At 59.4% G+C, this 27000-nt stretch carries 23 protein-coding genes; 16 read left to right on the top strand and 7 right to left on the bottom strand.

The window, feature by feature from the left end:
* From V3W27_RS11155 to V3W27_RS11135, 5 genes are all read left to right on the top strand, one after another.
* On the top strand, nt 1–411 hold the full coding sequence (locus V3W27_RS11155) for a hypothetical protein (protein WP_330206589.1): 411 nt from the start codon (nt 1–3) through the stop codon (nt 409–411).
* Nucleotides 412–454: 43 nt separating this feature from the next.
* Nucleotides 455–2059: a tetratricopeptide repeat-containing response regulator gene (locus tag V3W27_RS11150; RefSeq protein ID WP_047295822.1), complete on the top strand. Its 1605-nt coding sequence runs from the start codon at nt 455–457 to the stop codon at nt 2057–2059.
* Nucleotides 2056–2748, top strand: a complete 693-nt coding sequence (locus V3W27_RS11145; protein WP_095137133.1) for a sensor histidine kinase — start codon at nt 2056–2058, stop codon at nt 2746–2748. The genes V3W27_RS11150 and V3W27_RS11145 overlap by 4 nt, the downstream gene beginning before the upstream one ends.
* Before the next feature lie 200 nt (nt 2749–2948).
* The gene (locus V3W27_RS11140) at nt 2949–4190 is read left to right on the top strand and encodes a glutamine synthetase family protein (RefSeq protein ID WP_330206669.1); all 1242 of its coding nucleotides are present in this window, start codon (nt 2949–2951) and stop codon (nt 4188–4190) included.
* 69 nt (nt 4191–4259) lie between these two features.
* Entirely contained in the window at nt 4260–5636 is a 1377-nt protein-coding gene (locus tag V3W27_RS11135) for an MFS transporter (RefSeq protein WP_097085801.1), read from the top strand.
* A gap of 178 nt (nt 5637–5814) precedes the next feature.
* Here V3W27_RS11135 and V3W27_RS11130 read toward each other — a convergent pair whose 3' ends face one another.
* The 4 genes from V3W27_RS11130 to flgA form a co-directional block, all read right to left on the bottom strand.
* Nucleotides 5815–6561, bottom strand: coding sequence for a flagellar brake protein (locus V3W27_RS11130; RefSeq protein WP_330206588.1), 747 nt, complete (start codon nt 6559–6561; stop codon nt 5815–5817).
* Nucleotides 6562–6653: 92 nt separating this feature from the next.
* Entirely contained in the window at nt 6654–7121 is a 468-nt protein-coding gene (locus V3W27_RS11125) for a flagella synthesis protein FlgN (protein ID WP_258675703.1), read from the bottom strand.
* Nucleotides 7122–7169: 48 nt separating this feature from the next.
* Nucleotides 7170–7496: a flagellar biosynthesis anti-sigma factor FlgM gene (gene flgM, locus V3W27_RS11120; protein WP_007917589.1), complete on the bottom strand. Its 327-nt coding sequence runs from the start codon at nt 7494–7496 to the stop codon at nt 7170–7172.
* 160 nt (nt 7497–7656) lie between these two features.
* On the bottom strand, nt 7657–8418 hold the full coding sequence (flgA, locus tag V3W27_RS11115; protein WP_027612276.1) for a flagellar basal body P-ring formation chaperone FlgA: 762 nt from the start codon (nt 8416–8418) through the stop codon (nt 7657–7659).
* An 82-nt stretch (nt 8419–8500) separates the two neighbouring features.
* Here flgA and V3W27_RS11110 point away from each other — a divergent pair, with 82 nt between their 5' ends.
* From V3W27_RS11110 to V3W27_RS11070, 9 genes are all read left to right on the top strand, one after another.
* Nucleotides 8501–9433 carry a chemotaxis protein CheV gene (locus V3W27_RS11110; protein ID WP_041074300.1) on the top strand — a complete coding sequence of 311 codons (933 nt, stop codon included), beginning with the start codon at nt 8501–8503 and terminating at the stop codon, nt 9431–9433.
* A 46-nt stretch (nt 9434–9479) separates the two neighbouring features.
* The gene (cheR, locus tag V3W27_RS11105) at nt 9480–10307 is read left to right on the top strand and encodes a protein-glutamate O-methyltransferase CheR (protein ID WP_007963053.1); all 828 of its coding nucleotides are present in this window, start codon (nt 9480–9482) and stop codon (nt 10305–10307) included.
* Nucleotides 10308–10672: 365 nt separating this feature from the next.
* A complete protein-coding gene (gene flgB, locus V3W27_RS11100) occupies nt 10673–11080 on the top strand; it encodes a flagellar basal body rod protein FlgB (RefSeq protein WP_007917581.1) in 408 nt (135 codons plus the stop codon).
* 3 nt (nt 11081–11083) lie between these two features.
* Nucleotides 11084–11527, top strand: coding sequence for a flagellar basal body rod protein FlgC (gene flgC, locus V3W27_RS11095; RefSeq protein ID WP_007963049.1), 444 nt, complete (start codon nt 11084–11086; stop codon nt 11525–11527).
* Between the two features lie 15 nt (nt 11528–11542).
* Nucleotides 11543–12268, top strand: a complete 726-nt coding sequence (gene flgD / locus V3W27_RS11090) for a flagellar hook assembly protein FlgD (RefSeq protein ID WP_027612278.1) — start codon at nt 11543–11545, stop codon at nt 12266–12268.
* Between the two features lie 30 nt (nt 12269–12298).
* Nucleotides 12299–13615 carry a flagellar hook protein FlgE gene (gene flgE, locus V3W27_RS11085; protein WP_027612279.1) on the top strand — a complete coding sequence of 439 codons (1317 nt, stop codon included), beginning with the start codon at nt 12299–12301 and terminating at the stop codon, nt 13613–13615.
* 190 nt (nt 13616–13805) lie between these two features.
* Nucleotides 13806–14966 (top strand): efflux RND transporter periplasmic adaptor subunit, encoded by a 1161-nt coding sequence (locus tag V3W27_RS11080; RefSeq protein WP_330206587.1) that lies wholly within the window; start codon nt 13806–13808, stop codon nt 14964–14966.
* The gene (locus tag V3W27_RS11075) at nt 14963–16981 is read left to right on the top strand and encodes a MacB family efflux pump subunit (RefSeq protein ID WP_442962650.1); all 2019 of its coding nucleotides are present in this window, start codon (nt 14963–14965) and stop codon (nt 16979–16981) included. Before V3W27_RS11080 ends, V3W27_RS11075 begins: the two co-directional genes overlap by 4 nt.
* Nucleotides 16978–18363, top strand: a complete 1386-nt coding sequence (locus V3W27_RS11070; RefSeq protein ID WP_330206586.1) for an efflux transporter outer membrane subunit — start codon at nt 16978–16980, stop codon at nt 18361–18363. The genes V3W27_RS11075 and V3W27_RS11070 overlap by 4 nt, the downstream gene beginning before the upstream one ends.
* Nucleotides 18364–19119: 756 nt before the next feature.
* Here the strand turns inward: V3W27_RS11070 and V3W27_RS11065 are convergent.
* On the bottom strand, nt 19120–22014 hold the full coding sequence (locus tag V3W27_RS11065) for a ribonucleoside-diphosphate reductase subunit alpha (protein ID WP_095137143.1): 2895 nt from the start codon (nt 22012–22014) through the stop codon (nt 19120–19122).
* A gap of 849 nt (nt 22015–22863) precedes the next feature.
* On the opposite strand from V3W27_RS11065, the gene V3W27_RS11060 reads away from it, so the two are divergent.
* Together V3W27_RS11060 and V3W27_RS11055 are read left to right on the top strand one after the other, a co-directional pair.
* On the top strand, nt 22864–23586 hold the full coding sequence (locus V3W27_RS11060) for a response regulator (protein ID WP_330206585.1): 723 nt from the start codon (nt 22864–22866) through the stop codon (nt 23584–23586).
* Nucleotides 23583–25193: an ATP-binding protein gene (locus V3W27_RS11055; RefSeq protein ID WP_098965099.1), complete on the top strand. Its 1611-nt coding sequence runs from the start codon at nt 23583–23585 to the stop codon at nt 25191–25193. The genes V3W27_RS11060 and V3W27_RS11055 overlap by 4 nt, the downstream gene beginning before the upstream one ends.
* A 117-nt stretch (nt 25194–25310) precedes the next feature.
* Here the strand turns inward: V3W27_RS11055 and V3W27_RS11050 are convergent, their stop codons facing one another.
* Entirely contained in the window at nt 25311–26036 is a 726-nt protein-coding gene (locus tag V3W27_RS11050) for a 4'-phosphopantetheinyl transferase family protein (RefSeq protein WP_330206584.1), read from the bottom strand.
* Between the two features lie 139 nt (nt 26037–26175).
* Nucleotides 26176–26967, bottom strand: a complete 792-nt coding sequence (locus tag V3W27_RS11045) for a dienelactone hydrolase family protein (RefSeq protein ID WP_330206583.1) — start codon at nt 26965–26967, stop codon at nt 26176–26178.
* Nucleotides 26968–27000 lie beyond the last annotated feature (33 nt).

Below are 27000 nucleotides of genomic sequence, written 5' to 3'. Positions count from 1 at the left end.
ATGGAAGTTGAGGACAAAGGCAAGCGCACGGGGGCGGATCGTCAGCGAGACTTTGCAGAGCGCCAGAAAGCGGCAGGTTATAAGCGCACCACGGTATGGATTCACGAAGGGGAAGGTTGGCAGTTCGAACCTGCCCTGGGACACCATCAGTTCCGGATGCTAAAAGCGTCCACCCAAAAAGCCTCGAGCAGGGCCACCTTTCGGGGCTATTTTATGCGCTTGCGGTTGGCTTATCGGAGTCTGGCACTTACCGGTAATCGTTCAGCCAGACAGCTTCATTATTCCTCAAGGAATCTTGAACACCCACTTCAGAGAACCCCACCCCTTGCCGATAACTCATTCGGCGGCCTCAGACTCGCGCGAAATCGCTTGATAGCATTTGGCCTCCAGCTATCATCAGCGCGCCTGTGAAAACGCCCCCGGTTCACCTACTTCAATTGCCTGGAAATCCTCGATGCTGTCGTATCACCAAAAGAGTTTTCTGATCGTCGATGATTTCTCGGATTTCCGCAGTTCCGTACGCTCGATGCTGCGTGAACTGGGGGTCAAGGATGTGGATACCGCCGATACCGGCGAGCAGGCGCTGAAGATGTGTGCGCAGAAGTCCTACGATTTCATCCTGCAGGATTTCCACCTCGGCGACGGCAAGAAGAACGGCCAGCAAGTGCTCGAAGACCTGATGTCGGAAAAGCTCATCAGCCATGAAGCGGTGTTTGTCATGGTGACGGCCGAGACCAGTCAGGCGATGGTGCTCAGTGCCCTGGAGCACGAGCCGGATGCGTACCTGACCAAGCCGTTCAACCGCTCCGGCCTGGCGCAGCGCCTGGAGCGTCTGGAGCAGCGCAAGACGTTGCTCAAACCGATTCTGCAAGCGCTCGACCGTGGCAAGCCGGTCGAAGTGCTCAATGCCTGTATTGCGCTGTGCAAGCAGGACATCCGTTATTCGCCGCTGTGCCTGCGTTATCGCGCCGATGCGCTGCGCGACATGAATCAGAACGAAGCCCTTGAACGCCTCTACGACAGCATCATTGCTGATCGGCCGTTGCCGTGGGCGTTTGCCGGGCTGGGCAAGTTGCTGTTCAAGCGTGGGCAAGTGGCGCAGGCCAAGGATGTTTACGAAAAGGCGCTGAAAGTGTTCCCGATGATGCCGGCGCTGTACGACGGCATGGCCGATGTGCTGGTCGCCGAGGGCGATACCAAAGGCGCGCAGCGGGTGCTGGAAGAGGCGATTCGTTTGTCGCCGCTGGCGGTGCGCCGGCAGGCGTTGCTCGGCAAACTGGCGATGGCCAACGAGGATTTCGACACCGCGTCCCGGGCCTATCGTCAGGCGGTGGCGCAGGGCGCGCAGTCGCGTTTCAAGGACCCGGAAAGCAACCTCGGTCTGGCCCATGCCTTGATCAGCAAGGGCAGTGAGCGCGGGCTCGACACGCGCACGCGGCTGGAGATCAACACCACGCTCAGCGCCGTCGCCAAAGAGAACCCGTCTGACCCCGGCCTGCAGATTCGTGCGCGGCTGATGAAGGCCACCAGTCTGCTGCTCAACGATGCCGAGACCGCCGACAAGCTTACCGAGCAAGCACTGATGCGCCTCGACGGCATGGAACAGTTCATGAGCCCTGAAGCGGCGCTGCTGGTCGCCAAGCAATTGCAGATGCTCGGGCAGGCCGAGGCGGGCACGTCGATGCTCAAGAGCTGTGCGGAGATCTACGGTGACGATCCGGCGGTGATGAAAGACATCGCCAAGCTCACCGACGACCCGACTATCCTCAGTTCGAGCAACGCCGCCGCCGACCTCAACCGGCAGGGCGTACGCGTGTACAAGACCGGCAACCTAGTGGAGGCGCGCGAGGTGTTCCGCAAGGCGCTGAAGATGCAACCGAAGAACATCAGTATCGCGCTGAACATGGCCCAGTCGCTGCTGCACGGCACCGACACCAGTGTGCCGTCGGCGGAGCTGGAAGAATGTCGGGCCTGCCTGAAAATGGTCGGCCTGATGCCCGACACCGACGCGCGTTATGCGCGTTATCAGAAGCTGAAAAGCAAGGCGTTTGGCGAATGAACCAAGACGAGCAGGCGCTGGATTTCTCCACGGTGATCGCCTCCACCGTTCACGACATGAAGAACTCGCTGGCGATGCTGATGCAGGCCCACAGCCAGTGGCTGGCGCGCTTGCCCGAGGGGCAGCGCGCAGGAGCGGAGCAGGGCGTGATCGACTTCGAGTTCGCCCACCTCAACGGCATGCTGGTGCAACTGCTTGGACTGTACAAGCTCGGCGTCAACCAGTTGCCGCTGCAACCGGCGTATCACGAGCTGGATGATTTCATTGAGGCGCAACTGGCCGCGCATCAAGAGGTGTTCGCCAGTCGCGGGATCATTGCTACCTACGAAGTTGATCCGCTGAGCCCGCTGGGTTTCTTCGATCGCGAATTGGTTGCGTCAGTGCTGGGCAACTGCATCAACAACGCGATTCGTTATGCCCGCGAGTCGCTGCTGATTACCGTCAGCGACGAGGCTGGGCAACTGGTGTTGAGCATCAACGATGACGGCGACGGTTACCCGGCCGAGATGCTCGAGCGTCAAGCCGATTACGTGCAGGGCATCAATCACGGCAGCGGCAGCACCGGGTTGGGTCTGTATTTCGCCAACCGGATTGCTGCGTTGCATCAGCGCAATGGCGTGGTCGGGCACACCGAGATTCGCAATGGCGGACCATTGGGTGGCGGGGTGTTCAGCCTTTATCTGCCGTGACTCGGGTTTTTATTTGACGCTGCTTGATATTCCGAACAGCCGGAGCCTATTTTGTACGGGTCGCCGCTTGCGGCTCGCACAATAACAAGGATTGCGTCATGACAACCGATGGCCAGCGTTCACTCGCGCAGCGACTGACCGGCATTGATGAGATTGAATGTGTCACGCCGGATTTGAACGGCGTGCCGCGCGGCAAGGTGATGACCGCCGAGGGTTTCCTCGAAGGGCGGCGTTTGCAGATGGCGCGGGGAGTGCTGCTGCAATGCATCATGGGCGGTTATCCGCCGGCGCGGTTTTACGGCAGCGATGACGGCGACCTCGCGCTGGTGGCCGAGCCGAGCATGATCCATCCCCTGCCATGGAGCGACGAGCCACGTGCCCTGGCCATCTGCGATGCCGACGAACTGAGCGGCGAAAGCTCCAACCTGTCGACCCGCGGTCAATTGAAGAAAGTCATTGCCCGGTACGCCGCACGCGGTCTGGCGCCGGTAGTGGCGACCGAGCTGGAATTCTTCGTCTTCGCGCCGAACACTGATCCGACCCAGCCGTTCCGTCCGCCAGTCGGCCTCGACGGACGTCGCGAGGATGGGCAGTCGGCCTTCAGCGTCAGTTCCAATAACGGTCTGCGGCCGTTCTTCAGTGAAGTCTATAAATGCATGGCCGCCCTCGGCCTGCCGCGCGATACCTTCATGCATGAAATGGGCGTCAGCCAGTTCGAGATCAATCTGCTGCACGGTGATCCGCTGTTGCTGGCCGACCAGACCTTCCTGTTCAAACACCTGCTCAAGGAAGTCGCGCTCAAGCATGGTCTGAGCGTGGTGTGCATGGCCAAGCCGCTGGCGCACACGCCGGGCAGTTCGATGCACATTCACCAGAGCGTCGTCGAGATCGCCACCGGCAACAACGTGTTCAGTGACGAGAATGGCCAGCCGACGGCGATGTTCCGCCATTTCATCGGTGGGCAGCAGGCGGGCATGGCTGATTTCACAGCGCTGTTCGCGCCGAACGTGAACTCCTATCAGCGTCTGTGTCACCCGTATGCGTCGCCGAACAATGCCTGCTGGTCCCATGACAACCGCGCCGCAGGGTTGCGGATTCCGGCCAGTTCGCCGGTGGCTCGACGCGTGGAAAACCGTTTGCCTGGCGCCGATGCCAACCCGTATCTGGCGATTGCCGCGAGTCTGGCCGCCGGCTTGCATGGGATCGAGCATGAGCTGGAACCGACTGCGGCGATTCAGGGCGAATTCGAAGTGCCGGATAATCTTTCGCTGCCGTGTACCTTGCATGCCGCGCTCGAGCGTCTGAAACGTAGCCAATTGGCCAGGGAACTGTTCGGACAGGAGTTCATCGAAGGCTACATCGCTTCGAAGACCATGGAGTTGACCAGCTTCTTTGATGAAATCACTCCCTGGGAACGGCGTGTTCTAGCAGCCCAGGCCTGACTAACTGTCGCCGTCGGGCTATCGTCTGGATAGCCCGATACTCACTGCAAGGAGCCGCTCGGAACGCCGATGCGCCAAATCTGGAAATCCTTTCGAGCGCTGTATTTCGCCTCGCTGATGATGTTGATCGGTTCGGGCCTTCTATCTACTTACCTGGCATTGCGCCTGGCCGCTGACCATGTCGACGGACTGTGGGTCGGTGCGCTGATGGCGGCCAACTATTTCGGCCTGGTGCTGGGCGGCAAGATCGGTCACCGCTTGATCGCCCGGGTCGGACACATTCGAGCGTATTCGGCGTGTGCCGGGATCGTCGGCGCGGCGGTGCTCGGGCATGGCCTGGTCGACTGGCTGCCGGCGTGGCTGGTGCTGCGGACCATCGTCGGTTTGGGCATGATGTGCCAATACATGGTGATCGAGAGCTGGCTCAACGAGCAGGCCGATGCCAACCAGCGTGGGCTGGTGTTCAGCGGCTACATGATCGCTTCGTATCTGGGGCTGGTGCTCGGTCAGTTGATTCTGGTCATGCATCCGGGCCTCGGCCTGGAGCTGCTGATGCTGGTCGCGCTGTGTTTTGCCCTGTGTCTGGTGCCGGTGGCGCTGACCCGCCGGATTCACCCGGCGCCGCTGCATCCGGCACCGATGGAACCGCGCTTCTTCATCAAGCGCGTGCCGCAATCGTTGAGCACGGTGCTCGGTGCTGGTCTGATCATTGGCTCGTTCTACGGTCTGGCGCCGCTGTATGCGTCGCAGCAGGGGCTGTCGACCGAGCAGGTCGGTCTGTTCATGGGTAGCTGCATTTTTGCCGGGCTGCTGGTGCAGTGGCCGCTGGGCTGGTTGTCCGACCGTTATGACCGGGCGCTGCTGATCCGCTGCTTTGCCGGGTTCCTCGCGGTGGCGGCGTTGCCGTTGGCGATCCTGCCGCAGGTGCCGCTGGAAGTTCTGTTTGTCGTCGGGTTCATGTGTTCGCTGGTGCAGTTCTGCCTGTATCCGTTGGCAGTGGCGTTCTCCAACGACCACGTCGAGGGCGATCGCCGGGTGTCGCTGACGGCGATGCTGCTGGTGACCTACGGTGTCGGTGCGAGCATCGGCCCGCTGCTGGCCGGGGTGCTGATGAAGCTGTTTGGCAGCCAGAGCCTGTACGCGTTTTTCAGTTTCTTCGCGCTGGTGCTGGTGTGGCGCATCCGCCCGAAAGCGGTGACCAATCTGCATCAGGTCGACGACGCGCCGCTGCATCACGTGGCGATGCCGGACAGCATGTCCAGCTCGCCGTTGGTTGCAGCACTCGATCCGCGAGTGGATGAGCAGGTGGTGCAGGAGCAGATGCAGACCACAGTTACGCCAGAACCGGAGCCAGAACCCGAAGTGCAGCCTGAAGCGGCGGTGGAAACTGATCCGGCTGATGAGGGGGATAAACCAGCACCGGACATCAGTGGTGCCAGACCCTGAAATGTGGGAGCGGGCTTGCTCGCGAAGGCGGCGTGTCAGCCAGCATCAATTTTTAATGTCGGGCCGTATTCGCGAGCAAGCCCGCTCCCACAATGGATCTCCAGTCGCCCCGAGATTCAGTCGCGCATAAAAAAGGGCAGTCCCGCGAGGGGCTGCCCTTTCTATTTGCCTGTAGGAATTACAGATCGTCTTTATCGAACCGGCGTGCTTCACGTTGCAGCTGATAGACGAAGCGCTCGACGTTGCGCGCCGCCTGGCCACTGATGTTGTGAAAACGCAGACCAGCGAAGGTGATGTTGAGCTTTTCCTCGAAGTGCAGATAACGCAGCTCGACCGAGATGGGCTGATTGCCGAACAACGGGGCGGCAATCATGCGGTCATAGACCTGGCCCAATTGCAGGCGGTCGGTGATGTCGCCTTCAAAGCGCAGCTTGCACCCGGTGGCGGAAATATCCAGCAGTTTGCCGTTGATTGGCGCCTTGAGCTTTTCGCCGCCGAGTTCGACGCTGACCAGATCGGTCAGCTTGAGGGCTGCGCGAAAGGCGTTGCGGCGCTGGTGGTAAACCACTTCGGTCGGCAGTTCGCCGGTGTAGAAGCGATCGCCCTCGGACTCTTCAATGTTCAGCGTGCCGGTACATTCCCAGGCGATGCGCACGCCCTCGTGGAAGCCTTCGACCTTGAATGGTTCGCCCGCCTGCAGAAAGCGCTCGCCATCGCGCGGGATCATTTCGTCCAGGGCAATCGTTGCGGTTTCGCGGTCGACCTTGATCAGGTAGCTCTGAAAGCGCTGGCTGCGCTCGTGGAACGTGATGATCAGCGGATCGTGGCTTTCTTGCAGCTGGCGCAGGTTGCTGGAGATTTCCAGGGGCGTGGTCAGCACCTTTGGTGGCTGCGGACTATCATCCGCGCTTAGGGCGTTTGGCACGTTTTCTCAATCTCCAGACAAAATTTGACTACGACTAGCCAGCATTTTGCCAGCATGTTTCGCGGGTTGATAGTGCAGGCACATCGAATGGCTCACGCCTGGCTGAGCGTACGCGGCTTGGTGGGTTTGGCGAAAGTGCCCGAGGCGTCATACAACGCTGGCGGCTCGCCCCCGGTGAGGATTTTCAGCTGATTGGCCGTGGCGGCCTGCTGAATCTGGATCGACTGGCCGTTCTTGACGTTGGCCGCCTGGCACTGGGCAATCAGGTCGGTCAGCACGTCGCTCTGGGCCAGCAACTGGTCGCCAATGCTCGACTGGCTGGCCAGTTGCTCCAGACCCTGACGGTCGAGCGGCAGGTTGAGGCTGGCGAGGATTTCGCTGCGCTTGCGGCCATGCTGTTCAAGCAGAATGATCAATGCCTGTTTGCGCGCCAGAATATCTTCGAGCAAAGGCATGTCGCGACCGTGCAAGGCGAGGGACTCGGTTTGCAGTAACTCCAGCAATTGTTGAGCTGGAGCAAAGTCGTCGGTGATCAGTTGCAATAAATTAGTGTCGTGCATGGCTGGCCTTGGGTTTTAAGCGTCCAAAAGCCTGGCGCCGGCAAAAGCCTAGCGCTGGGCTTCGAAGTTGAGCAGTTTGCTGGCTACACGGTTGCTGTCGACTTTATAGCTGCCATCGGCAATCGCTGCTTTCAACTCGGCCACCCGGGCTTTGTCGACGGCAGGCTGATCGCGCAGCTTGTCAGTGACCTTCTGCAACTGTTGAGCCTCATTGCTGAGGTGTACCGATTCCCCGCTTTTTGCGGTACTGGCCGTTTCGGCCTGGGTATTCAGCGGCGCGGAGGTGCCGGATTCGGCGGTTTCCTTGGCGTTGCTGGTACGTGTACTGCCCGTAAGTGACGAGGAGCTGTTCAAACGGCTGAAATCGATGACCATGTTAAAAACCTCTGGGAATTTGGACGCTTGCCATGTTCTCGGCCATTCCCTGGAAAACTTTAGGCTCACTTTGCAATGAGCTGCATGTGCCGAAGCGTGTTCTGCTGCGGCACAGTTTAGGGAAGCATCGAGGCCGGCGCCAGTTTTCTGCCTGAGCGTTTTACATGGCCACTTCCACCTGACCCGGCGCGATGACTTGCGCCTTGATCACCCGGTTGGAATTGAGGTTTTTCACCCGGATCTGTTCTTTCAAACCGCCATTGGCCAGGGCTTCGCCGGGCATGCGCACGGCGAGCGTACCGCTGCGGGCGATGATGACCACCTGATCACCCTTGCGCACCACTTCAGCCTGTTCCAGATGCACAAGGGTAATCACCTGATCGGCGACCGTTGGTCGGGTCAATTTCTGCCCGATGGCTTCATCCACCGACGTCAGGAAACCCTGATTGATCTGGCTGATGTCGCGTTCACGCAAGGTCACATCCTGCGGCTCGATAATTCCGGCGCGTTTCAGCGGGCGGGTGGTGGTAACAATTTCGCGAAACAGGCGGACTTGAGCGGGCACGAACACCGTCCACGGCGAGCTTCCTTCGCACCGGACCTTGACCGTTACCCGGCCCAGCGGACGGGCCGGACTCTCCAGCGACGCTGTCAATTCCTTGTCGCACATAGGCATGCGCATACGCGGGTCGAGCTGGTTGACCTCGATTTCGTAGCGGCCTTCCGTTTGACTGGTAGCCAGATAGTCTTCTACGGTGAACTCAAGAAAGCCTTGGGTGACGCCGATAAGCATGTCAGGCAAGGTAACCGTATCAGCACCGGCAGGGCTGCCAGCGAAGAAGAAGCAGACGGCAGACACCGCGCACAGCGCTTTGCGGGTGCGGGAGGTCAGGCGTCGGAAAAATGTCGTTTGAGCGTTCATACGAGTTAAAAAGCAAGCGCCGTGCCGTTTAGCAATGAATGTGCGTCGCAACAACACTTGGCGTTGGTGTAGGAGTCTGGGCATGGCTGGTGTAATGGATTCGGTGAACCAGCGCACGCAACTGGTAGGGCAGAATCGCCTGGAGCTGTTGTTGTTCCGTCTCGACGGTCAGCAGCTCTACGGCATCAACGTGTTCAAGGTGCGGGAAGTGCTGCAATGCCCGTCGCTGACGTTGATGCCCAAGTCCAGTCCTGTCGTGTGCGGGGTGGCGAATATCCGGGGGGCGACCATTCCGATCCTTGATCTGGCAATGGCGACCGGTTCCGGGGCGTTGAAAGACAAGAACAGTCCGTTCGTGATCATCACGGAGTACAACACCAAGACCCAGGGTTTCCTGGTTCGCTCGGTGGAGCGCATCGTCAACATGAACTGGGAAGAGATCCATCCGCCGCCCAAGGGCACCGGGCGCGATCACTACCTGACGGCTGTGACTCGGGTCGACAATCAGTTAGTCGAAATCATCGATGTCGAGAAGGTGCTGGCGGAAGTGGCGCCGACGCCTGAGGCGATTTCGGTCGGTGTGGTCGATGTCGAAACCCAGAGCAAGGCGTTGTCGCTGCGGGTGCTGACGGTCGATGACTCGTCGGTGGCGCGCAAGCAGGTCACGCGTTGCCTGCAGACGGTCGGCGTCGAAGTGGTGGCGCTGAACGACGGCAAGCAGGCACTGGATTACCTGCGCAAGCTGGTCGATGAGGGCAAGAAGCCGGAAGAAGAGTTCCTGATGATGATTTCCGACATCGAGATGCCGGAGATGGACGGGTACACCCTGACGGCGGAGATCCGCAGCGACCCGCGCATGCAAAAGCTTCATATCATCCTGCATACTTCGTTGTCGGGGGTATTCAATCAGGCGATGGTCAAGAAAGTCGGTGCCGATGACTTCCTGGCCAAATTCCGTCCTGATGACCTGGCATCCCGGGTAGTCGACCGGATCAAAGCAGCAGATATCAGCTAGGGACCTTTTGTCCCTGGCGGTCAACACGATTTAAGAGGCGGCATCATTGTCTACGGGTAATTTGGATTTCGAACAGTTCCGGGTCTTCCTGGAAAAAGCCTGTGGCATTTTGCTCGGTGAAAACAAGCAGTACCTGGTCTCGAGCCGTCTCAACAAACTGATGGAGCAGCAAGGCATCAAGTCCCTGGGTGAGCTGGTACAGCGCATCCAGACCCAGCCGCGCAGCGGTTTGCGCGAGCAGGTGGTCGATGCCATGACGACCAACGAAACCCTGTGGTTTCGGGACACCTATCCGTTTGAAGTCTTGAAGAACAAGGTGCTGCCCGAGGCGATCAAGGCCAGTCCCAACCAGCGTCTGCGGATCTGGTCGGCGGCGTGCTCGTCGGGTCAGGAACCGTATTCGCTGTCGATGTCGATCGACGAGTTCGAGCGCAGCAACCTCGGTCAGTTGAAGATGGGCGTGCAGATCGTTGCCACGGACTTGTCCGGCAGCATGCTGACCAACTGCAAGACCGGCGAGTACGACAGCCTGGCGATCGGTCGCGGTTTGTCCGCCGATCGTCTGCAGCGCTACTTCGACCCGAAAGGGCCGGGGCGCTGGGTGATCAAGGCGCCGATCAAGAACCGGGTGGAATTCCGTTCGTTCAACCTGCTCGACAGCTACGCGAGTCTGGGCAAGTTCGACATCGTGTTCTGCCGCAACGTGCTGATCTACTTCTCCGCCGAGGTGAAGAAAGACATCCTGTTGCGCATTCACAGCACGCTGAAGCCGGGCGGGTACCTGTTCCTTGGCGCGTCCGAAGCGCTGAACGGTTTGCCGGATCATTACCAGATGGTCCAGTGCAGTCCGGGGATCATTTACCAGGCGAAATGATTGCATCGGCAACACGAGAAACGGGAGTCCTTGGGGACTCCCGTTTTTTTGTGCCTGAATTATCTCCCTCACACACCACAAAATCCCCTGTGGGAGCGGGCTTGCTCGCGAAGGCGGTGTGCCAGGACAACAAATATTGACTGACACGACGCCTTCGCGAGCAAGCCCGCTCCCACAGTTGTCCGGTGTTGGCGAGAGCACGCAAGCGGCAGAAAAGCGGCAGCCAGCGGAAACCGGTTGCCGCTTTTCTGGCATTGCCGCTTTGCCGGCTCCTCGCAAAGCCCCGGTTTATGGGGGTTGTTCTGTTTGGCACGGCGCTTGCTAAAGCTCAGGTACGAAAAACCGGTCACCCGAAGGTTCCCGACATGAGCATCAGCTTCGATAAAGCGCTCGGCATTCACGAAAAGGCATTGGGCTTCCGCGCCCAGCGTGCCGAAGTGTTGGCCAACAACATCGCCAACGCCGATACCCCGAACTACAAGGCTCGGGATCTGGACTTCTCCAAGGTGCTTGAAGCACAGACCCAGAAGAACGCCAACGGCACCATCGCGCTGAACATGACCAACAGCCGTCACATCGAAGCTGAAGGCCTGGGCAATGGCGACGAGTCGCTGATGTATCGCACGCCGATGCAGCCTTCGATCGACCAGAACACCGTTGACGCTCAGCTTGAGCAGTCGAACTACGCGGAAAACGCGGTCGGCTTCCAGGCCAGCTTCACCCTGCTCAACAGCAAATTCAAAGGGCTGGTGTCAGCCCTGCGCGGAGAGTAATCCATGTCCCTGTCCAGCGTTTTCAACATTGCCGGCAGCGGCATGAGCGCACAAACCACGCGTCTGAACACCGTGGCTTCGAACATCGCCAACGCCGAAACCGTTTCGTCGAGCATCGACCAGACCTACCGCGCCCGTCACCCGGTGTTCGCCACCATGTTCCAGGGCGGCCAGAACACTGGCAGCAACTCGCTGTTCCAGAGCCAGGACGCCGCAGGGCAGGGCGTGCAAGTACTTGGCGTGGTCGAAGACCAGAGCAATCTCGAAGCGCGTTACGAGCCGAACCATCCGGCCGCTGACGCCAAAGGCTACGTCTACTACCCGAACGTGAACGTGGTGGAAGAAATGGCTGACATGATTTCCGCGAGCCGTTCGTTCCAGACCAACGCCGAAATGATGAACACCGCCAAAACCATGATGCAGAAGGTACTGACCCTCGGTCAGTAATAAGGGGCGACTGCCATGAGCGTTACCGATACCACCAGCAGCCTGAGCATGAATGACATCCTGGCGAACTCGTCGAAAAAGACCAGTTCGACCACCGGTGGCATTGCTTCGGCCACCAACAGCGCCACCGGCGGCCAGGCGCTGGGCAAGGATGCGTTCCTGCAACTGCTGGTCACCCAGCTGAAAAACCAGAACCCGCTCGATCCGCAGGACAACAGTGCCTTCGTGGCGCAGTTGGCGCAGTTCAGCAGCCTTGAGGGCATTACCACCCTCAACAGCACCGTCAGCTCGCTGGCCGGCAACTACAACTCGTCGCAGGCGCTGCAGGCGTCGTCGCTGGTCGGTCGCAACGTGATCGTGCAGACCAACAGCGTGCAGATGGACGACCCGAGCAAGGGCATGACCGGTTCGGCCACCGTTCCGTCGTCGATTGCCGGCGGCACGGTCACCATCACCGACAGCAGCGGCGCGATCGTGCGAACCATTGATCTGGGCAGTCGCGCCGCAGGCAGCGCGAGCTTCACCTGGGACGGCAAGGACAAAGACGGCAATCTGGTGAAGGCCGGGACCTACACCGTCAAAGCCAACGCATCGATCAATGGCACCGCGACCGACCTGGCGACCTACCTGCCAGCCACGGTCAACAGTGTGACCATCAGCCAGACCGGCGGCGAGCTGATGCTCAACCTGTCCGGCAAGGGCACCGTCGCCCTGTCCAAAGTACAAACCATTGGTATATAGAGCCGACTAACCGGCACAAAGGAGTGGAATATGTCTTTCAATATCGGCCTTAGCGGTCTCTATGCAGCCAACAAACAACTGGACGTGACCGGCAACAACATCGCCAACGTCGCGACCGCCGGTTTCAAATCGTCCCGTGCAGAATTCGCAGATGTTTACTCGGCCACTCGCCTGGGAACCGGCAGCAAGGTCATCGGCAACGGTGTGCGTCTGGCCAACGTATCCCAGCAGTTCACCCAGGGTGATATCAACAACACCGGTAACGTGCTGGACATGGGCATCAACGGCTCGGGCTTCTTCACCATGAGCAACAACGGCTCGATCTCCTACACCCGGGCCGGTACGTTCAAGGTCGACGATAAAGGCTACATCACCAACACCGACTACACCTCGCGTCTGCAGGGCTACGGCGTGGATGCCAACGGCAAGGTCATTAACGGCGTACTGACCGACCTGAAGATCGACACCTCGAACCTGGCGCCAAAGTCCACCTCGCTGGTGACGTCGACCATCAACCTGGACTCGACCGCTCCGGTGATCGACGACACAGCGCCGGCCGGCAAATTCGACCCGACCAACCTCGCGACCTACACTAAATCGTTCAGCACGCCGATCTATGACAGTCAGGGCAACATGCACCCGATGGATCAGTACGTGGTCAAGACCGGTGCCAACACCTGGAAGGTCTACACCCTGGTAGACGGGCGTAACCCGGACGCTACCGGTAGCGATCCGAAGGTCACCGCGCCGACACCTTCGACCATGACGTTTGACTCCGCTGGCAAACTGACTCAGGTCAGCACCCTGCCTGGTCCGGTGATCAGCAGCGACTTGAAGCTCAGCGGCTGGGTTCCGGGTAACGTGGTCAACGGTACCTTCAAACCTAACGGTGCCGCCGCGAACACGGCCGGCATTACCATTTCGATGGCGCAGACTACCCAGTACAACGCCGATACCGCCCGTTCGATCCCGACCCAGGACGGCTATGCTACTGGCCAGATCACTAACCTGACCATCGACGGTACCGGTACCCTGTTCGCCAATTTCAGCAACAACCAGAACAAGGCCATCGGCCAGGTTGCGCTGGCCAGCTTCACTAACGAGCAGGGCCTGCAAGCGATCGGCGGAACGAGCTGGAAGGAAACGTTTGCCTCGGGTATCCCGGGTTATGACGCTCCGCAAACCGGTACCCTGGGTTCCATCCAGTCCAACTCGCTGGAAGAGTCGAACGTTAACCTGACCAACGAGCTGGTAGACCTGATCAAGGGCCAGAGCAACTATCAGGCGAACGCGAAGACCATTTCGACCCAGAGCACCATCATGCAGACCATCATTCAGATGACCTGATATCGATGTTTTGTAAAAAGCTGTAACGGAAAGCCCCTCTTTGAGGGGCTTTCTTGTTTAATGCGCGCGCCGGGGGCCACTCGTCTGCGGCATCGTATTTGTGCCGGCGTATTCATGCGCTTGCTCAGGCAACACCCGGGCGCCAATGAACGGTTCGCCCAACCACAGACAGGGATGTAACGATCACTCCATGGTTTTTTTCTCTCGCTCCCGAATCGTCCTCGGGACGTTGTTCGTCAGTGCATTGCTGGTCTGGTTTATAGGGGGGCTGGGCTGGGGCGCCACGCCAAGGAAATATCTGACCACGACCGTCACCGTCGAGGACCTTGAAGAAACCGTATTGGCCAGTGGTACGGTCAAGCCTTTCCAGCAAGTCAGTGTTGGCGCACAGGTCAACGGGCAACTCCAGAGCCTGAAGGCCGGGTTGGGCGATACGGTGCGCCAAGGTCAGCTGCTGGCCGAGATTGACCCGCTGTTGCCACAGAACGAACTGCTCAAGTCACGGGCAGCGTTGCTTAGTGTCCGGGCACAATATAAGGCTCGACAGGCGCTGATTCGCCAGTACGAACTTGATTTTCGTCGCAAGCAAAGTCTGGTTGCCAGTGAGGCCGGATCGCGGGCCGATCTGGAAATAGCCGAAGCGCAATTGCAAAGCTCACGAGCCGAACTGGCATCCCTGGCTGCGCAGATATCCCAGGCGGAGATAGAAATCCGCATCGCCGAAGTCAACCTTGGCTATACGCGTATCAGTGCGCCGATGGACGGAGAAGTCATTGCCGTGGTGACGAGGCAGGGGCAGACCGTCGTTTCCGCGCAAAGTGTCCCGACTTTGCTGATCCTGGCCCGACTGGACCGGATGACGGTCGAGGCGCGGATATCCGAAGCTGACGTGGTTCGAGTCAAGCCAGGCCAGGCGGTGTCCTTCAGTATCCTGGGCGATCCGGATCGGCGCTTTGAAAGTCATATTCGGGCGGTAGAACCGGCGCCAGAGTCCATTGCCCGGCAGGACACAATGCAGGGTAGCGGTGGCTCGACTGCTGGCGGTGCCGACGCAGCGGTGTACTACAACGCTCTGTTTGACGTGCCCAATGACGATCATTCGTTGCGCACATCAATGACGGCGCAGGTCAGTGTGCTGCTCGCTTCTGCGCCAAAAGCCACAACGGTGTCGGTGGCTGCGTTGGGCAAGCGTGCCGCGGATGGCCGCTATGAAGTGCGTCGACTGGTTGATGGTCAGTTGCAGACGGTGCTGGTCAAGACCGGCTTGCGCAATGACCTTAACGTTCAGGTGTTGGACGGTCTCAAGGAGCATGACGAAGTTGTCCTCGGCGAAGAGCCGGAGCCTCAATGAGCAGCGCCAGCGATCTTCGCGGCTTGACGCCGGATGCGATGAACGACGTGTTGCCGGCCAAGCCGCTATTGTCCCTTGAAGGTGTGCAGCGTTGGTTCGCTGATGGCGAGGCCAGAACGCAAGTGTTGCGGGACGTGAATCTGACCATTGGCGCCGGTGAAATGGTGGCGATTATCGGTCCGTCCGGCTCCGGAAAATCCAGCCTGATGAATATCCTCGGCTGTCTGGATCGTCCCTCCGCCGGTCGCTACTGCATCAACGGTCTCGACATGGCCGGTATGAGCAGCGATGAGCTGGCGACATTGCGTCGTGAGCATTTCGGGTTCATTTTCCAGCGCTTTCATTTGCTGTCGCATTTGAGCGCCGAGGCCAACGTCCAGGTGCCGGCCATTTACGCCGACCAGTCGTTTATCGAATGTCAGCAACAGGCCAGGGCATTGTTGCAGCGCCTGGGGCTGGGGCAGCGTCTGCAGCATCGGCCGGGGCAGCTTTCCGGTGGTCAGCAGCAGCGGGTCAGTATTGCCCGTGCGCTGATCAATGGTGGCGCGGTGATCCTGGCTGACGAACCTACCGGCTCGCTGGACTCACGCAGTGGTGAGGAGGTAATGGCCATCCTGCGTGAACTGCACCGTAGCGGCCACACCATTATTATCGTGACCCATGACGTGCAGGTGGCGCAGCACGCTGACCGAATTATCGAGATTCATGACGGAGAAATCGTCGCGGATCAATCGAATGCCAGCCGAAAAGTGTCTGCGGCGCAGGTCGCCGAGGCTGGTGAAAGTACGCAAGATCAGGGGCGCGAAGTAGCGGCGGTGCAGTGGCGTCGCTTCAGCGAGGCTTTCAAGATGGCCTGGGTTTCCCTCTGCAGCCATCGTATGCGTACATTGCTGACCATGCTGGGGATCATCATCGGCATCGCCTCAGTGGTGTCGGTGGTCGCTTTGGGGCAGGGTGCGCAGACCCGAGTACTGCGCGATATCAGCGCCATGGGCACCAATACCATCGATGTTTATCCTGGCAAGGACTGGGGGGATGAGCAGGCCGCCTCGATCCGCACCCTGCAACCTGTGGATCTGCGGATTATCCAAGGGCAGTCCTGGGTCGACAGTGTCTCGGCGATGGTCAATGGCAGCCGAACGATTCGCTATCGCAATCTGCATGTCAGTGCCACCGTCAATGGTGTCGGCCACGATTACTTCCAGGTGATGGGCATCCGCATGAACAAGGGTGCGGTGTTCAGTGCCAGCGATGTGATGCGCCGCGGCCAGACACTGATCATTGATCACAATACGCGACAACGGCTGTTCAAGGACTGGGAGCAACCACTGGGCAAAGTGATCCTGGTGGGCGGCCTGCCTTGCACGGTGGTAGGGGTCATGGAAAGTCGCGATGACGGTTTTTCAGGGCCAAGCCTGCAGGTCTATCTGCCTTATACGACGGTGATGGGGCGCTTGTTGGGGCAGAGCCATTTCAATTCGATCAAGGTTCGGCTCAGGGAGCAGGTTGCCAGTCCAGCAGCAGAGCAAGCACTGCAAACATTGTTGGTGGCACGTCATGGGCGCGCGGATTTTTTCCTCAGTTCCAGCGACAGCATCCTTAAAATCGTACAGAAAACCACAGACACACTGACCCTGCTGATTTCTGCGGTGGCGCTCATTTCACTGTTGGTTGGTGGTATCGGCGTGATGAATATCATGCTGGTGTCGGTCACCGAGCGCACCCGGGAGATTGGCATCCGCATGGCGGTCGGCGCGCGGCGCACGGACATCCTGCAGCAGTTTTTGATCGAGGCGGTGCTGGTCTGTCTGCTGGGGGGCTTGTTGGGTGTCCTGCTTTCGTTGTTGATCAGCCAGGTGTTCGGCTATTTCGTGCAGACAATCGTTATGGAATTCACGGCTTTGGCCATGATTTCAGCGTGTTTGTGTTCGCTGCTGGTCGGCGTGTTGTTCGGTTATATCCCGGCGCGCAATGCCGCCCGGCTTGATCCAATTCAGGCGTTGTCCAGAGAATGAAGTACACCAAGCGCAAGTGGATCTGGGCATTGCCATTGCCTTTGTTGTTGGGCGGCTGCTGCGCTCTGCTGCACAGCGAATATCGTCAACCGCAAGTGAAGACGCCGGCCTTCTGGTTTGGCGACGCATCTCGTGAGCGCTCATTGAGTGTGCGAGAGCGATGGTGGGAAACGTTTGATGATCCACGTCTGAACGCCTTGGTCGACGACGCCCTGGCGCGCAATAACGATCTTGCAGTTGCTGCGCTCAGAGTGCGTCGGGCAGCGCTTCAGGCAGGGCTCACCGGCACCAATATCACGCCCGATCTGGACGTGGGGGCGGGGGCGGACTGGAGCAGGAATCTACATCGAGACAATTCAAGCCAGCGTCGATTTTCCACGAGCGCGACGGTGCGTTACGAAGTCGATTTGTGGGGGAAACTGGCGAGTACGCGCGATGCCGGGCAATGGGCGCTGTTGGCGACTGACTTTGACCGGCGTGCCAGCGCGCTGAGCCTGGTGGGTACGACGGCGCGCCTGTATTGGCAGATTGGCCTGTTCAACGAACTGGTCCGGTCTGCGCGGGAAAGTATCGGGTACGCCGAGCAGACGTTGCAACTGGTGCAGTCTCAACATCTGGCGGGTGCGGCGACGGGTCTTGAAGAGGCACAAGCTGAGCAGGTGTTGGCCACGCAGCGTGCTGTATTGAGTGACTATTTGCAGCAACTTGAAGTGGCGCGCAACGCACTGGCCATTGTCTTTGATCAGGCACCCGAGCATCGGTTTGCAGAACTTGTGCAATTACCTTCGACGGCATTGGCGAGTGTGCCGGCAGGCTTGCCGGCTGATCTGGTTGATCGACGTCCGGATTTGCAGGCGGCTGAATGGCGATTGCGCCAGGCGCTGTCGAACTATGACGCAACGCGTGCCAGTTTCTATCCCTCGTTCACACTGACGGGCGGTCTGGCTACTGGCGGTAGTCGAGAGTTAAGCCAAGTGCTCAATAATCCTGTCGGTCTATTGGGTGTTGGTATCAGTCTGCCGTTTGTGCAATGGAATGTTCGCAAGTACACAGTGGGTATATCGGCGGTGGACTATGAGTCGGCGATAATCGACTTTCGTCAGAGCCTTTATATCGCGCTGGCGGAAGTTGAAGACGCCCTGTCGGCGCAAGTGCAGTTGGCTGATCAGGGGGGGCGGCGAGAGCAGGCTCTGATCGCCGCAATGAAAGCCGAAGGGTTGGCCGAAATTCGTTATCGCAGCGGGCAAACGGGTATCAAGGAGTGGCTGGATCTGCAAGAGAGCCGGCGTGCCGCGCAAATTTCACTGGCGCAGAATCGCTTCGAGCGACTGCAGGCGCAAATGGGACTGTACCTGGCGCTGGGCGGAGGCTTCGCGCGTTAATTTATTGCGCAGACAAACGTTAACTTATTGGGATGTTGTTTTTAATTAAGGAAGATTGTGCCGCGTGTCTGGTTTTAGTTAGCGTATTTTTTGATTTAGGTCAGTGGTTTGTATGCAATTAATGTTGTAGGTCTTTGCCTGGTTGTTGATTTTTTTTGAGTTGATTTAATTAATAAATAGTTTTGGTTGTGGGGGTTTTATTTATTGTTTTTAGTTGTTTCGCAATGTAAGGTGCGCGCTCTTTCGTCAGGGCCTTGATGAATGATGGGTGTTCGGTTTGCAACACTCTTACTGCTGTCTCTGGTTGTGTCGGCAAGATGATGATCTATGAAGTTATTGCGCTGACGACCGTTTGAGACGTTTATTTGAAATGGAGATCGTTATGTCGCTGCGTATGGGTTTTGGTCTGACTTTGGCCGCAAGTTTGCTGTTGGGTGCAGTCGTCGTTCAAGCTGCACCGGCTTCCTGGTGGCTTTATCAGTCGGCTTCGACCGGCCGTACTATGTGCAGCAACGTTCCACAAGCCAGTGGCTGGGTTCGTGTTGCCGGTCCTTACAATAACGGCGGCTGCCGATAGTAAGCACCAATAAGGAGGCTCCTTCTGTGAAGGGGCCTTTTTTGTATCGGCTGAACCCTGTTCATTAGAGCCTTGGTGTTTGGCAGACAAAAGAAAACCCCCGACAAACCAGAAGTCTGTCGGGGGTTTTCTTTTGCCTGGAAGCATCAGGCGTCTCGCGACGCCTGGCCCGGCTCAGCTTATTGGCAAGCTTCGCAATCCGGCTCGTCGATCGCGCAAGCCTTTGGCACTGGCGCTGGGCCGGCCGGAGCTGCCAGAACCGAATCGTCGCCGTGGTTGCCGCCGCTGGAAACAGCGTTCAGCTTGCCGGTGTTGATGGTCGACTTCTCGGTGCTGGTCGCAGCCAGGGCACGGAGGTAGTAAGTGGTTTTCAGGCCACGGTACCAGGCCATGCGGTAGGTCACGTCGAGCTTCTTGCCCGATGCGCCGGCGATGTACAGGTTCAGCGACTGGGCCTGGTCGATCCACTTCTGACGACGGCTGGCGGCGTCAACGATCCACTTGGTGTCCACTTCGAACGCGGTCGCGTAGAGCTCTTTGAGTTCTTGCGGGATGCGCTCGATCTGCTGAACCGAACCGTCGTAGTACTTCAGGTCGTTGATCATGACCGAGTCCCACAGACCGCGCGCCTTGAGGTCGCGAACCAGGTACGGGTTGATCACGGTGAATTCGCCCGACAGGTTCGATTTCACATACAGGTTCTGGTAGGTCGGTTCGATCGACTGCGATACGCCGGTGATGTTGGCGATGGTCGCGGTCGGTGCGATGGCCATGATGTTGGAGTTACGAATGCCTTTCTGTACGCGGGCGCGAACCGGTGCCCAGTCCAGGGTTTCGTTCAGGTCAACGTCGATGTACTTCTGACCGCGTTGTTCGATCAGGATCTGTTGCGAATCCAGCGGCAGGATGCCTTTGGACCACAGCGAACCGTTGAAGGTCTCGTACGCGCCACGCTCATCGGCCAGGTCGCAGGACGCCTGGATCGCGTAGTAGCTGACCGCTTCCATCGACTTGTCGGCGAACTCGACGGCAGCGTCGGAACCGTAAGGGATGTGCTGCAGGTACAGCGCGTCCTGGAAGCCCATGATGCCCAGACCGACCGGACGGTGGCGGAAGTTGGAGTTCTTCGCTTGCGGCACCGAGTAGTAGTTGATGTCGATCACGTTGTCGAGCATGCGCACGGCGGTGTTCACGGTGCGTTGCAGCTTGGCGGTGTCCAGCTTGCCGTCGACGATGTGGTTCGGCAGGTTGATCGAGCCCAGGTTGCAAACGGCGATCTCGTCCTTGTTGGTGTTCAAGGTGATCTCGGTGCACAGGTTCGAGCTGTGAACCACGCCGACGTGCTGCTGCGGGCTACGCAGGTTGCACGGGTCTTTGAAAGTCAGCCATGGGTGGCCGGTTTCGAACAGCATGGAGAGCATTTTGCGCCACAGGTCTTTGGCCTGGATGGTCTTGAACAGCTTGACCTTGCCCGGGTACTCGGTCAGGGCTTCGTAGTACTCGTAACGCTCTTCGAAGGCTTTACCGGTCAGGTCGTGCAGGTCAGGAACTTCGGATGGCGAGAACAGGGTCCACTTGCCGTCATCGAAGACGCGCTTCATGAACAGGTCAGGGATCCAGTTGGCGGTGTTCATGTCGTGGGTACGACGACGATCATCACCGGTGTTCTTGCGCAGTTCGATGAACTCTTCGATGTCCATGTGCCAGGTTTCCAGGTAGGCACACACAGCGCCTTTGCGCTTGCCACCCTGGTTAACGGCTACGGCGGTGTCGTTCACTACTTTCAGGAACGGAACCACGCCTTGCGACTTGCCGTTGGTGCCTTTGATGTACGAACCCAGGGCACGCACAGGGGTCCAGTCGTTGCCCAGGCCGCCAGCGAATTTCGACAGCATGGCGTTGTCGTGGATCGCGTGGTAGATGCCCGACAGATCGTCCGGAACGGTGGTCAGGTAGCAGCTCGACAGCTGTGGACGCAGGGTGCCGGCGTTGAACAGAGTCGGGGTCGAAGCCATGTAGTCGAACGAGGACAGCAGGTTGTAGAACTCGATCGCACGGTCTTCTTTCTGCTTCTCTTCGATCGCCAGGCCCATGGCCACACGCATGAAGAAGATCTGCGGCAGTTCGAAACGCACGCCATCCTTGTGGATGAAGTAACGGTCGTACAGGGTCTGCAGGCCCAGGTAGGTGAATTGCTGATCGCGCTCGTGGTTGATCGCCTTGCCCAGTTTTTCCAGGTCGAAGGTGGCCAGCACAGGGTTCAGCAGTTCGAACTCGATACCTTTGGCGATGTAAGCCGGCAGCGCCTTGGCGTACAGGTCGGCCATTTCGTGGTGAGTGGCGCTTTCGGCCACACCCAGGAAGCCCAGGCCTTCGGCACGCAGGGTATCCATCAGCAGGCGAGCGGTGACGAACGAGTAGTTCGGCTCACGTTCAACCAGGGTACGCGCGGTCATCACCAGCGCGGTGTTGACGTCGTTCAGGGCCACGCCGTCGTACAGGTTTTTCAGGGTTTCGCGCTGGATCAGGTCGCCGTCGACTTCAGCCAGGCCTTCGCAGGCTTCGGTGACGATGGTGTTCAGGCGGCCCATGTCCAGCGGCGCGAGGCTGCCGTCAGCGCGGGTGATGCGGATCGACGGGTGCGCGTCGACCGCAGCTTCGACCGGCGCGTGGGCAGCGCGTTCTTTCGAACGGCCGTCACGGTAGATCACGTAGTCACGAGCGACTTTCTGCTCGCCGGCACGCATCAGGGCCAGTTCGACCTGGTCCTGGATTTCTTCGATGTGGATGGTGCCGCCCGACGGCATGCGACGCTTGAAGGTCGCGGTGACCTGTTCGGTCAGGCGCGCAACGGTGTCGTGGATTCGCGACGAAGCGGCAGCGGTGCCGCCCTCAACTGCGAGAAACGCTTTGGTGATAGCGACGGTGATCTTGTCATCGGTGTAAGGAACGACAGTGCCATTGCGCTTGATCACGCGCAGTTGACCAGGCGCGGTGGCGGCCAGATCCGAATTCGAATCGGCGGCCTGCGGCAAGGTGCCCTGCGGGTTCTCGCGAGTTGTGTCGGTTTGCATGGGGGGTGATCTCCACATTCTCTATGTTTGTTTGGGCACCATCATGGTGCTCACCGTTCTGGTCCGAAGCACTACAACCGACGGGCGTCGGGCATAACAACTTCGGACCAGTAGGAAAAAGGCTAATGACGCCGCATCCTTGCCGAAGTTTTTGGCTGCGAGCCAGGGCTCGAGCCGGATTCCTTCCCGGATGACAGTAATGACTGCAACACCCGTACCGTTCCGGTCGTTTCCAACCTGAAAAACGGCGCCATCCGCAAGTGCGGTTTGGGCTTTGAAAAACTTGCTTGGTTCAACCGGAAACTGGCAATAAAGCGCTTGAGTTTCAGGTCCGAAATGTGGTTGGTCGCCTGAGCGGAAAACCCTATATGTAGGGTCTCTCCTCGCGCCGTGCTACAAGATAATGCGTTTCGAGAGGGCTTGCAACGTACTAGCTGTGGATAAACCTGTGCGTAAATTGTGTAAGAAACCAGGAATTCCCGTGTAGGCCGCGAACCTGCTGAGCTAGACCGTTTGTCACTGTTTTTCACTTGGGAAAAACGCTTCAGCGGATTTTTAAGGGCGCGAACCCTATCACAAAAAACCGCCTTGTCCGAACGCATTTGCCGACTTGTGTTCTGGTTGTACGCCGTTTATACAATCGGGCAGTGTTTACCCATTCTTATCTTCCCGAAAGATGACAAAAAGACGGGAGAAATGTGGGAGCGGGCTTGCTCGCGAAAGCGGTGGGTCAGGCAATTTCCATGTTGACCATGCCGCCGTCTTCGCGAGCAAGCCCGCTCCCACAGGGGAATTGAGTCAGGCCGAGCATTCTTCCTTATTAATAAAAACAGCAAGCAGAGGTCACCGGTGGAGCAAGAAGCCTGGCAGGTATTGATAGTCGAGGACGACCAGCGTCTGGCCGAACTCACCCGCGAATACCTGCAAGCCAATGGATTGCGTGTGGAGATCGAAGGCAACGGCGCGCTGGCGGCGGCGCGGATCATCAAGGAGCAGCCGGACCTGGTGATCCTCGACCTGATGCTGCCCGGTGAAGACGGCCTGAGCATTTGCCGCAAGGTGCGCGACCGTTACGACGGTCCGATCCTGATGCTCACCGCGCGCACTGACGACGCTGACCAGATTCAAGGCCTCGACCTCGGCGCTGATGATTACGTATGCAAACCGGTGCGCCCACGGCTGTTGCTCGCGCGCATTCAGGCTTTGCTGCGACGCAGCGACACAGTCGAGCCAATCGTGGAAAAAAGCCGTCGCCTGCAATTCGGCCCGCTGGTGGTGGACAACGCCTTGCGCGAAGCCTGGCTCAGCGACAGCGGCATCGAACTGACCAGTGCCGAATTCGACCTGCTCTGGCTGCTGGTGTCGAACGCCGGGCGAATCCTCTCTCGCGAAGAAATCTTCACTGCGCTGCGCGGCATCGGTTACGACGGCCAGGATCGTTCGATCGATGTGCGCATCTCGCGCATTCGCCCGAAAATCGGTGATGACCCCGACCATCCGCGGCTGATCAAGACCATCCGCAGCAAAGGCTATCTGTTCGTCCCTGAAGCCTGTGTGGATCTGGCGCTGTGAATTCGATCTTCCTGCGCATCTATGGCGGCATGTGCGCGGCGCTGATTCTGGTGGCGGTGCTCGGTGTGCTGGCACTGCACCTGCTCAATCAGGTGCGCAGCGAGCAATACCGCGAGCGCCTGGCCCACGGCACGTTCTCGCTGATGGCCGACAACCTGCAACCGATGAATGAAACCGAGCGCCATCGGGCGTTGCTGGTCTGGGAGCGTCTGCTGGGGATTCCGCTGGCACTGAAGAAGTTTTCCGAGACCGATCTGGATCTCTCTCAGCGCGCCCGGGTGCAGCGCGGTCAGGCGTTAGTGGAGCAGACCGGCCCGCATGCGGCGCGGGTCTATCGGCTGGTCAGCGACAAGGAACAGCTGCTGCTGACCGGTGACGTACAACAGATCAGCGAGCAATTGGCCCGCGCGACTATTTATCTGTTGGCCGATGAACTGGTACGGGTGCCGGTCGGCGAACAGCCCAAACGACTGGCGCAGTTAAAGGAAGAGAAAGGCTTCGGTTTTGATCTGCGGCTGGTCACGGTCAACGAGGCCGACATGGACGAAGACCAGAGCCGTCGCGTGTCCGAGGGCGATACGGTGATGGCGCTGGGCAAGGGCGGGGATTCGATCCGGGTGTTTGCCGGCATGGTCGGTACGCCGTGGGTGCTGGAGATCGGCCCGCTGTATCAGATGAATCCGTATCCGCCGCAATGGCTGGTGTTGATCGCTGCCCTGGGCCTGACCTTGATCGGTCTGATCGTATATCTGCTGGTGCGTCAACTCGAACGACGTCTGCGCGGACTTGAAGCCGCGGCCACGCGCATCGCCAAGGGCAGCCTGGAAACCCGCGTGCCGGCCCGCGGAGCTGACTCGGTCGGGCGACTGGCGGCGGCGTTCAACGGCATGGCCGAGCATCTGCAGCAGTTGCTGGCGATCCAGCGCGAGCTGGTGCGTGCGGTGTCCCACGAACTGCGCACGCCGGTGGCGCGCCTGCGTTTCGGGCTGGAGATGATCGGCTCGGCCACCACCCCGCAGGCGCTGGAAAAATACCGCGAGGGCATGGATCACGACATCGAGGATCTCGATAAGCTGGTCGACGAAATGCTCACTTACGCGCGGCTGGAACAGGGTTCGCCAGCGTTGACCTTTCAGCGCATTGACCTCGATGCGCTGGTCAATCAGGTGATCGCAGAACTGGCGCCGTTGCGTGCCGAGGTCACGGTGCAGCGCGGGTTGTGCCTGTCAGCGGCGGACAACGATGGCGCCTGGGTTGAAGCCGAGCCGCGCTTCCTGCATCGGGCGTTGCAGAATCTGGTGAGCAACGCGATGCGCCATGCACGCTCTAACGTCACGGTGAGTTATCAGGTCGGGCAGTTGCGCTGTCGGGTCGATGTCGAGGATGACGGGCCGGGTGTGCCGGAGTCGGCGTGGGAACGGATCTTCACGCCGTTCCTGCGTCTGGATGACAGCCGCACCCGGGCCTCTGGTGGGCACGGGCTGGGGCTGTCGATTGTGCGGCGGATCATTCACTGGCATGACGGTCGGGCGCTGATCAACAAGAGCAAGAGTCTGGGTGGGGCTTGCTTCAGTCTGAGTTGGCCGAGGAATCAGGAGCGCCGTTGAGTTTTGTGTCAGCAGAAATGACGCCTTCGCGAGCAAGCCCGCTCCCACAGGGGAATGCATTTCAAGGGTGGGAGCGGGCTTGCTCGCGAAGGCGGCGCAACAGTCGCCGAAAAATCCTCAGGCCGGAATGCTGACCAGACTCAACAACTGCCCATCCTGCACCCCAAATTGCGCTTCCAGCTCGGTGCCATGACGCCATTCACCAGACAAGTCAGTCAGCAGACGCAACCGGACCTGACCCTGCTCCGTCCACTCCAGCACCTCGGCGTGCTCGAAGTAGAAACGCTTCTGCACAATCGGGTACAGCGCCTTGAACAGACTCTCTTTCACCGAAAACGTCAGGGTCACCAGTAACGCCAGTTGTTCCCGCGCACCGGCGGCCATGCGCTGCAGCTCCGGCGGCGTCAGAATCTCTCCGGCCAGGCGTTCGGCGCGCTCGGTCTCGAGCAGGTTTTCCAGATCCATGCCCAAGCCGCGCCAGTGCCGCTTGTTGGCGACAATCGCCACCGCGTGTCCGGTGCTGTGAGTGATCGAGCCGCAGATGTGCGCCGGCCACACCGGTGCGCGGTCTTCGCCAATCGCCGGAATCACGCTTGAGCCTTCCAGTTGCTGCAGCGCGGCCCGGGCGCAGATTCGTCCGGCAAGAAACTCGGCCTGCCGTTTGGCCACCGAGCGCTGAATGCTCGGCGGCGGCTCGATGGCGCTGCGCTGGAAGTCATCGCCCAGCAGTTGCTTCGGGTCGAAACGGGTACTGAGCAGCACGGTCTCGGGCAACACGTTGGGCAACGGCCAATGGGCGTCGAGTGGGGTGCAGCAGGCGGGGAGGGTCGGGCTGGAATTCATGGCGGGCATTTTGCCGATTCGCAGGGGCAAGGTCGAGATCGGCGGTGCGGCTTTCGCGAGCAGGCTCGCTCCCACATTTGGAACGCATTCCCATGTGGGAGCGAGCCTGCTCGCGAAGGCCGCGCTGCAATCTATCTGATCAGCCAAAGATTTTCTGGAAGAACGCCTTCATGTCCGCCCAGGATTTTTCATCAGCCGCCTTGTTGTAACCGATATCCGGGCCACCGTGTTCACCGTGGCTCAAGCGATCGGCATCCGGATTGGAGAAGCCATGCTTGGCGCCGTCGAGGCTGACGAACTTATAGTCGGCGCCGGCCTTGTCCATTTCAGATTTGAACGCGGTGACGTTGTCCGGGGTGACCATGCTGTCCAGCGCACCGTGCTCGACCAGAATCTTCGCCTTCACACTGCCGGGCGTCGCCGGGGTGGTGGTGGCCAACGCACCGTGGAAACTCACCACGCCCGCCAGTGGCTCGCCCTGACGCGCGGCGTTGAGCACCACGCCACCGCCGAAGCAGTAACCGATGGCGGCGATTTTATTGACGTCGGTCTGCGGCTGCTTTTTCAGCAGGTTCAACCCGGCCTCGAAACGTTTGCTGGAGGCCGCAGCATCCTGGGTCGCGGCCTGCATGAACGCCATCGCATCCTTGGGATGTTCGGTGTTCTTGCCTTCGCCATACATGTCGATCGCCAGCGCGCTGTAGCCCAGTTCGGCGAGGTCGCGGGCGCGACGTTTGGCGTAATCGTTAAGGCCCCACCATTCATGCACCACGACGACTCCCGGGCGTTTGCCCTTGATCGCGTCGTCATAGGCGTAGTAGCCGATCAGCTTGGTGCCGTCGGCACTCTGGTAGGGAATCTCCTGAGTCTTGATCGCGGCGTTGGCCAGACTGCTGGCGGCGAGCAAGACGAGGGCGAGGAACAGGCGCATGGTCGGTCTCCTTATCGAAAGTGGTCAGGACAG

The sequence above is a fragment of the Pseudomonas sp. AM14(2022) genome, from assembly GCF_036346455.1.
Classification (GTDB): domain Bacteria; phylum Pseudomonadota; class Gammaproteobacteria; order Pseudomonadales; family Pseudomonadaceae; genus Aquipseudomonas; species Aquipseudomonas putida_A.
The sequence above is the reverse complement of the archived record's forward strand: the minus strand, read 5'-3'. Positions and strand labels throughout refer to the sequence as shown.

Bases quoted from the DNA above. Each gene is read 5' to 3' on its own strand.
- flgA (WP_027612276.1), bottom strand. From the start codon at position 8,418: ATGAACGCTCAAACGACATTTTTCCGACGCCTGACCTCCCGCACCCGC.
- V3W27_RS11135 (WP_097085801.1), top strand. From the start codon at position 4,260: ATGCGCCAAATCTGGAAATCCTTTCGAGCGCTGTATTTCGCCTCGCTG.
- V3W27_RS11045 (WP_330206583.1), bottom strand. From the start codon at position 26,967: ATGCGCCTGTTCCTCGCCCTCGTCTTGCTCGCCGCCAGCAGTCTGGCC.
- V3W27_RS11110 (WP_041074300.1), top strand. From the start codon at position 8,501: ATGGCTGGTGTAATGGATTCGGTGAACCAGCGCACGCAACTGGTAGGG.
- flgM (WP_007917589.1), bottom strand. From the start codon at position 7,496: ATGGTCATCGATTTCAGCCGTTTGAACAGCTCCTCGTCACTTACGGGC.
- flgD (WP_027612278.1), top strand. From the start codon at position 11,543: ATGAGCGTTACCGATACCACCAGCAGCCTGAGCATGAATGACATCCTG.
- flgC (WP_007963049.1), top strand. From the start codon at position 11,084: ATGTCCCTGTCCAGCGTTTTCAACATTGCCGGCAGCGGCATGAGCGCA.
- V3W27_RS11150 (WP_047295822.1), top strand. From the start codon at position 455: ATGCTGTCGTATCACCAAAAGAGTTTTCTGATCGTCGATGATTTCTCG.
- V3W27_RS11155 (WP_330206589.1), top strand. From the start codon at position 1: ATGGAAGTTGAGGACAAAGGCAAGCGCACGGGGGCGGATCGTCAGCGA.
- V3W27_RS11075 (WP_442962650.1), top strand. From the start codon at position 14,963: ATGAGCAGCGCCAGCGATCTTCGCGGCTTGACGCCGGATGCGATGAAC.
- flgE (WP_027612279.1), top strand. From the start codon at position 12,299: ATGTCTTTCAATATCGGCCTTAGCGGTCTCTATGCAGCCAACAAACAA.
- V3W27_RS11080 (WP_330206587.1), top strand. From the start codon at position 13,806: ATGGTTTTTTTCTCTCGCTCCCGAATCGTCCTCGGGACGTTGTTCGTC.
- V3W27_RS11050 (WP_330206584.1), bottom strand. From the start codon at position 26,036: ATGAATTCCAGCCCGACCCTCCCCGCCTGCTGCACCCCACTCGACGCC.
- V3W27_RS11140 (WP_330206669.1), top strand. From the start codon at position 2,949: ATGACCGCCGAGGGTTTCCTCGAAGGGCGGCGTTTGCAGATGGCGCGG.
- V3W27_RS11070 (WP_330206586.1), top strand. From the start codon at position 16,978: ATGAAGTACACCAAGCGCAAGTGGATCTGGGCATTGCCATTGCCTTTG.
- V3W27_RS11145 (WP_095137133.1), top strand. From the start codon at position 2,056: ATGAACCAAGACGAGCAGGCGCTGGATTTCTCCACGGTGATCGCCTCC.
- V3W27_RS11125 (WP_258675703.1), bottom strand. From the start codon at position 7,121: ATGCACGACACTAATTTATTGCAACTGATCACCGACGACTTTGCTCCA.
- V3W27_RS11065 (WP_095137143.1), bottom strand. From the start codon at position 22,014: ATGCAAACCGACACAACTCGCGAGAACCCGCAGGGCACCTTGCCGCAG.
- flgB (WP_007917581.1), top strand. From the start codon at position 10,673: ATGAGCATCAGCTTCGATAAAGCGCTCGGCATTCACGAAAAGGCATTG.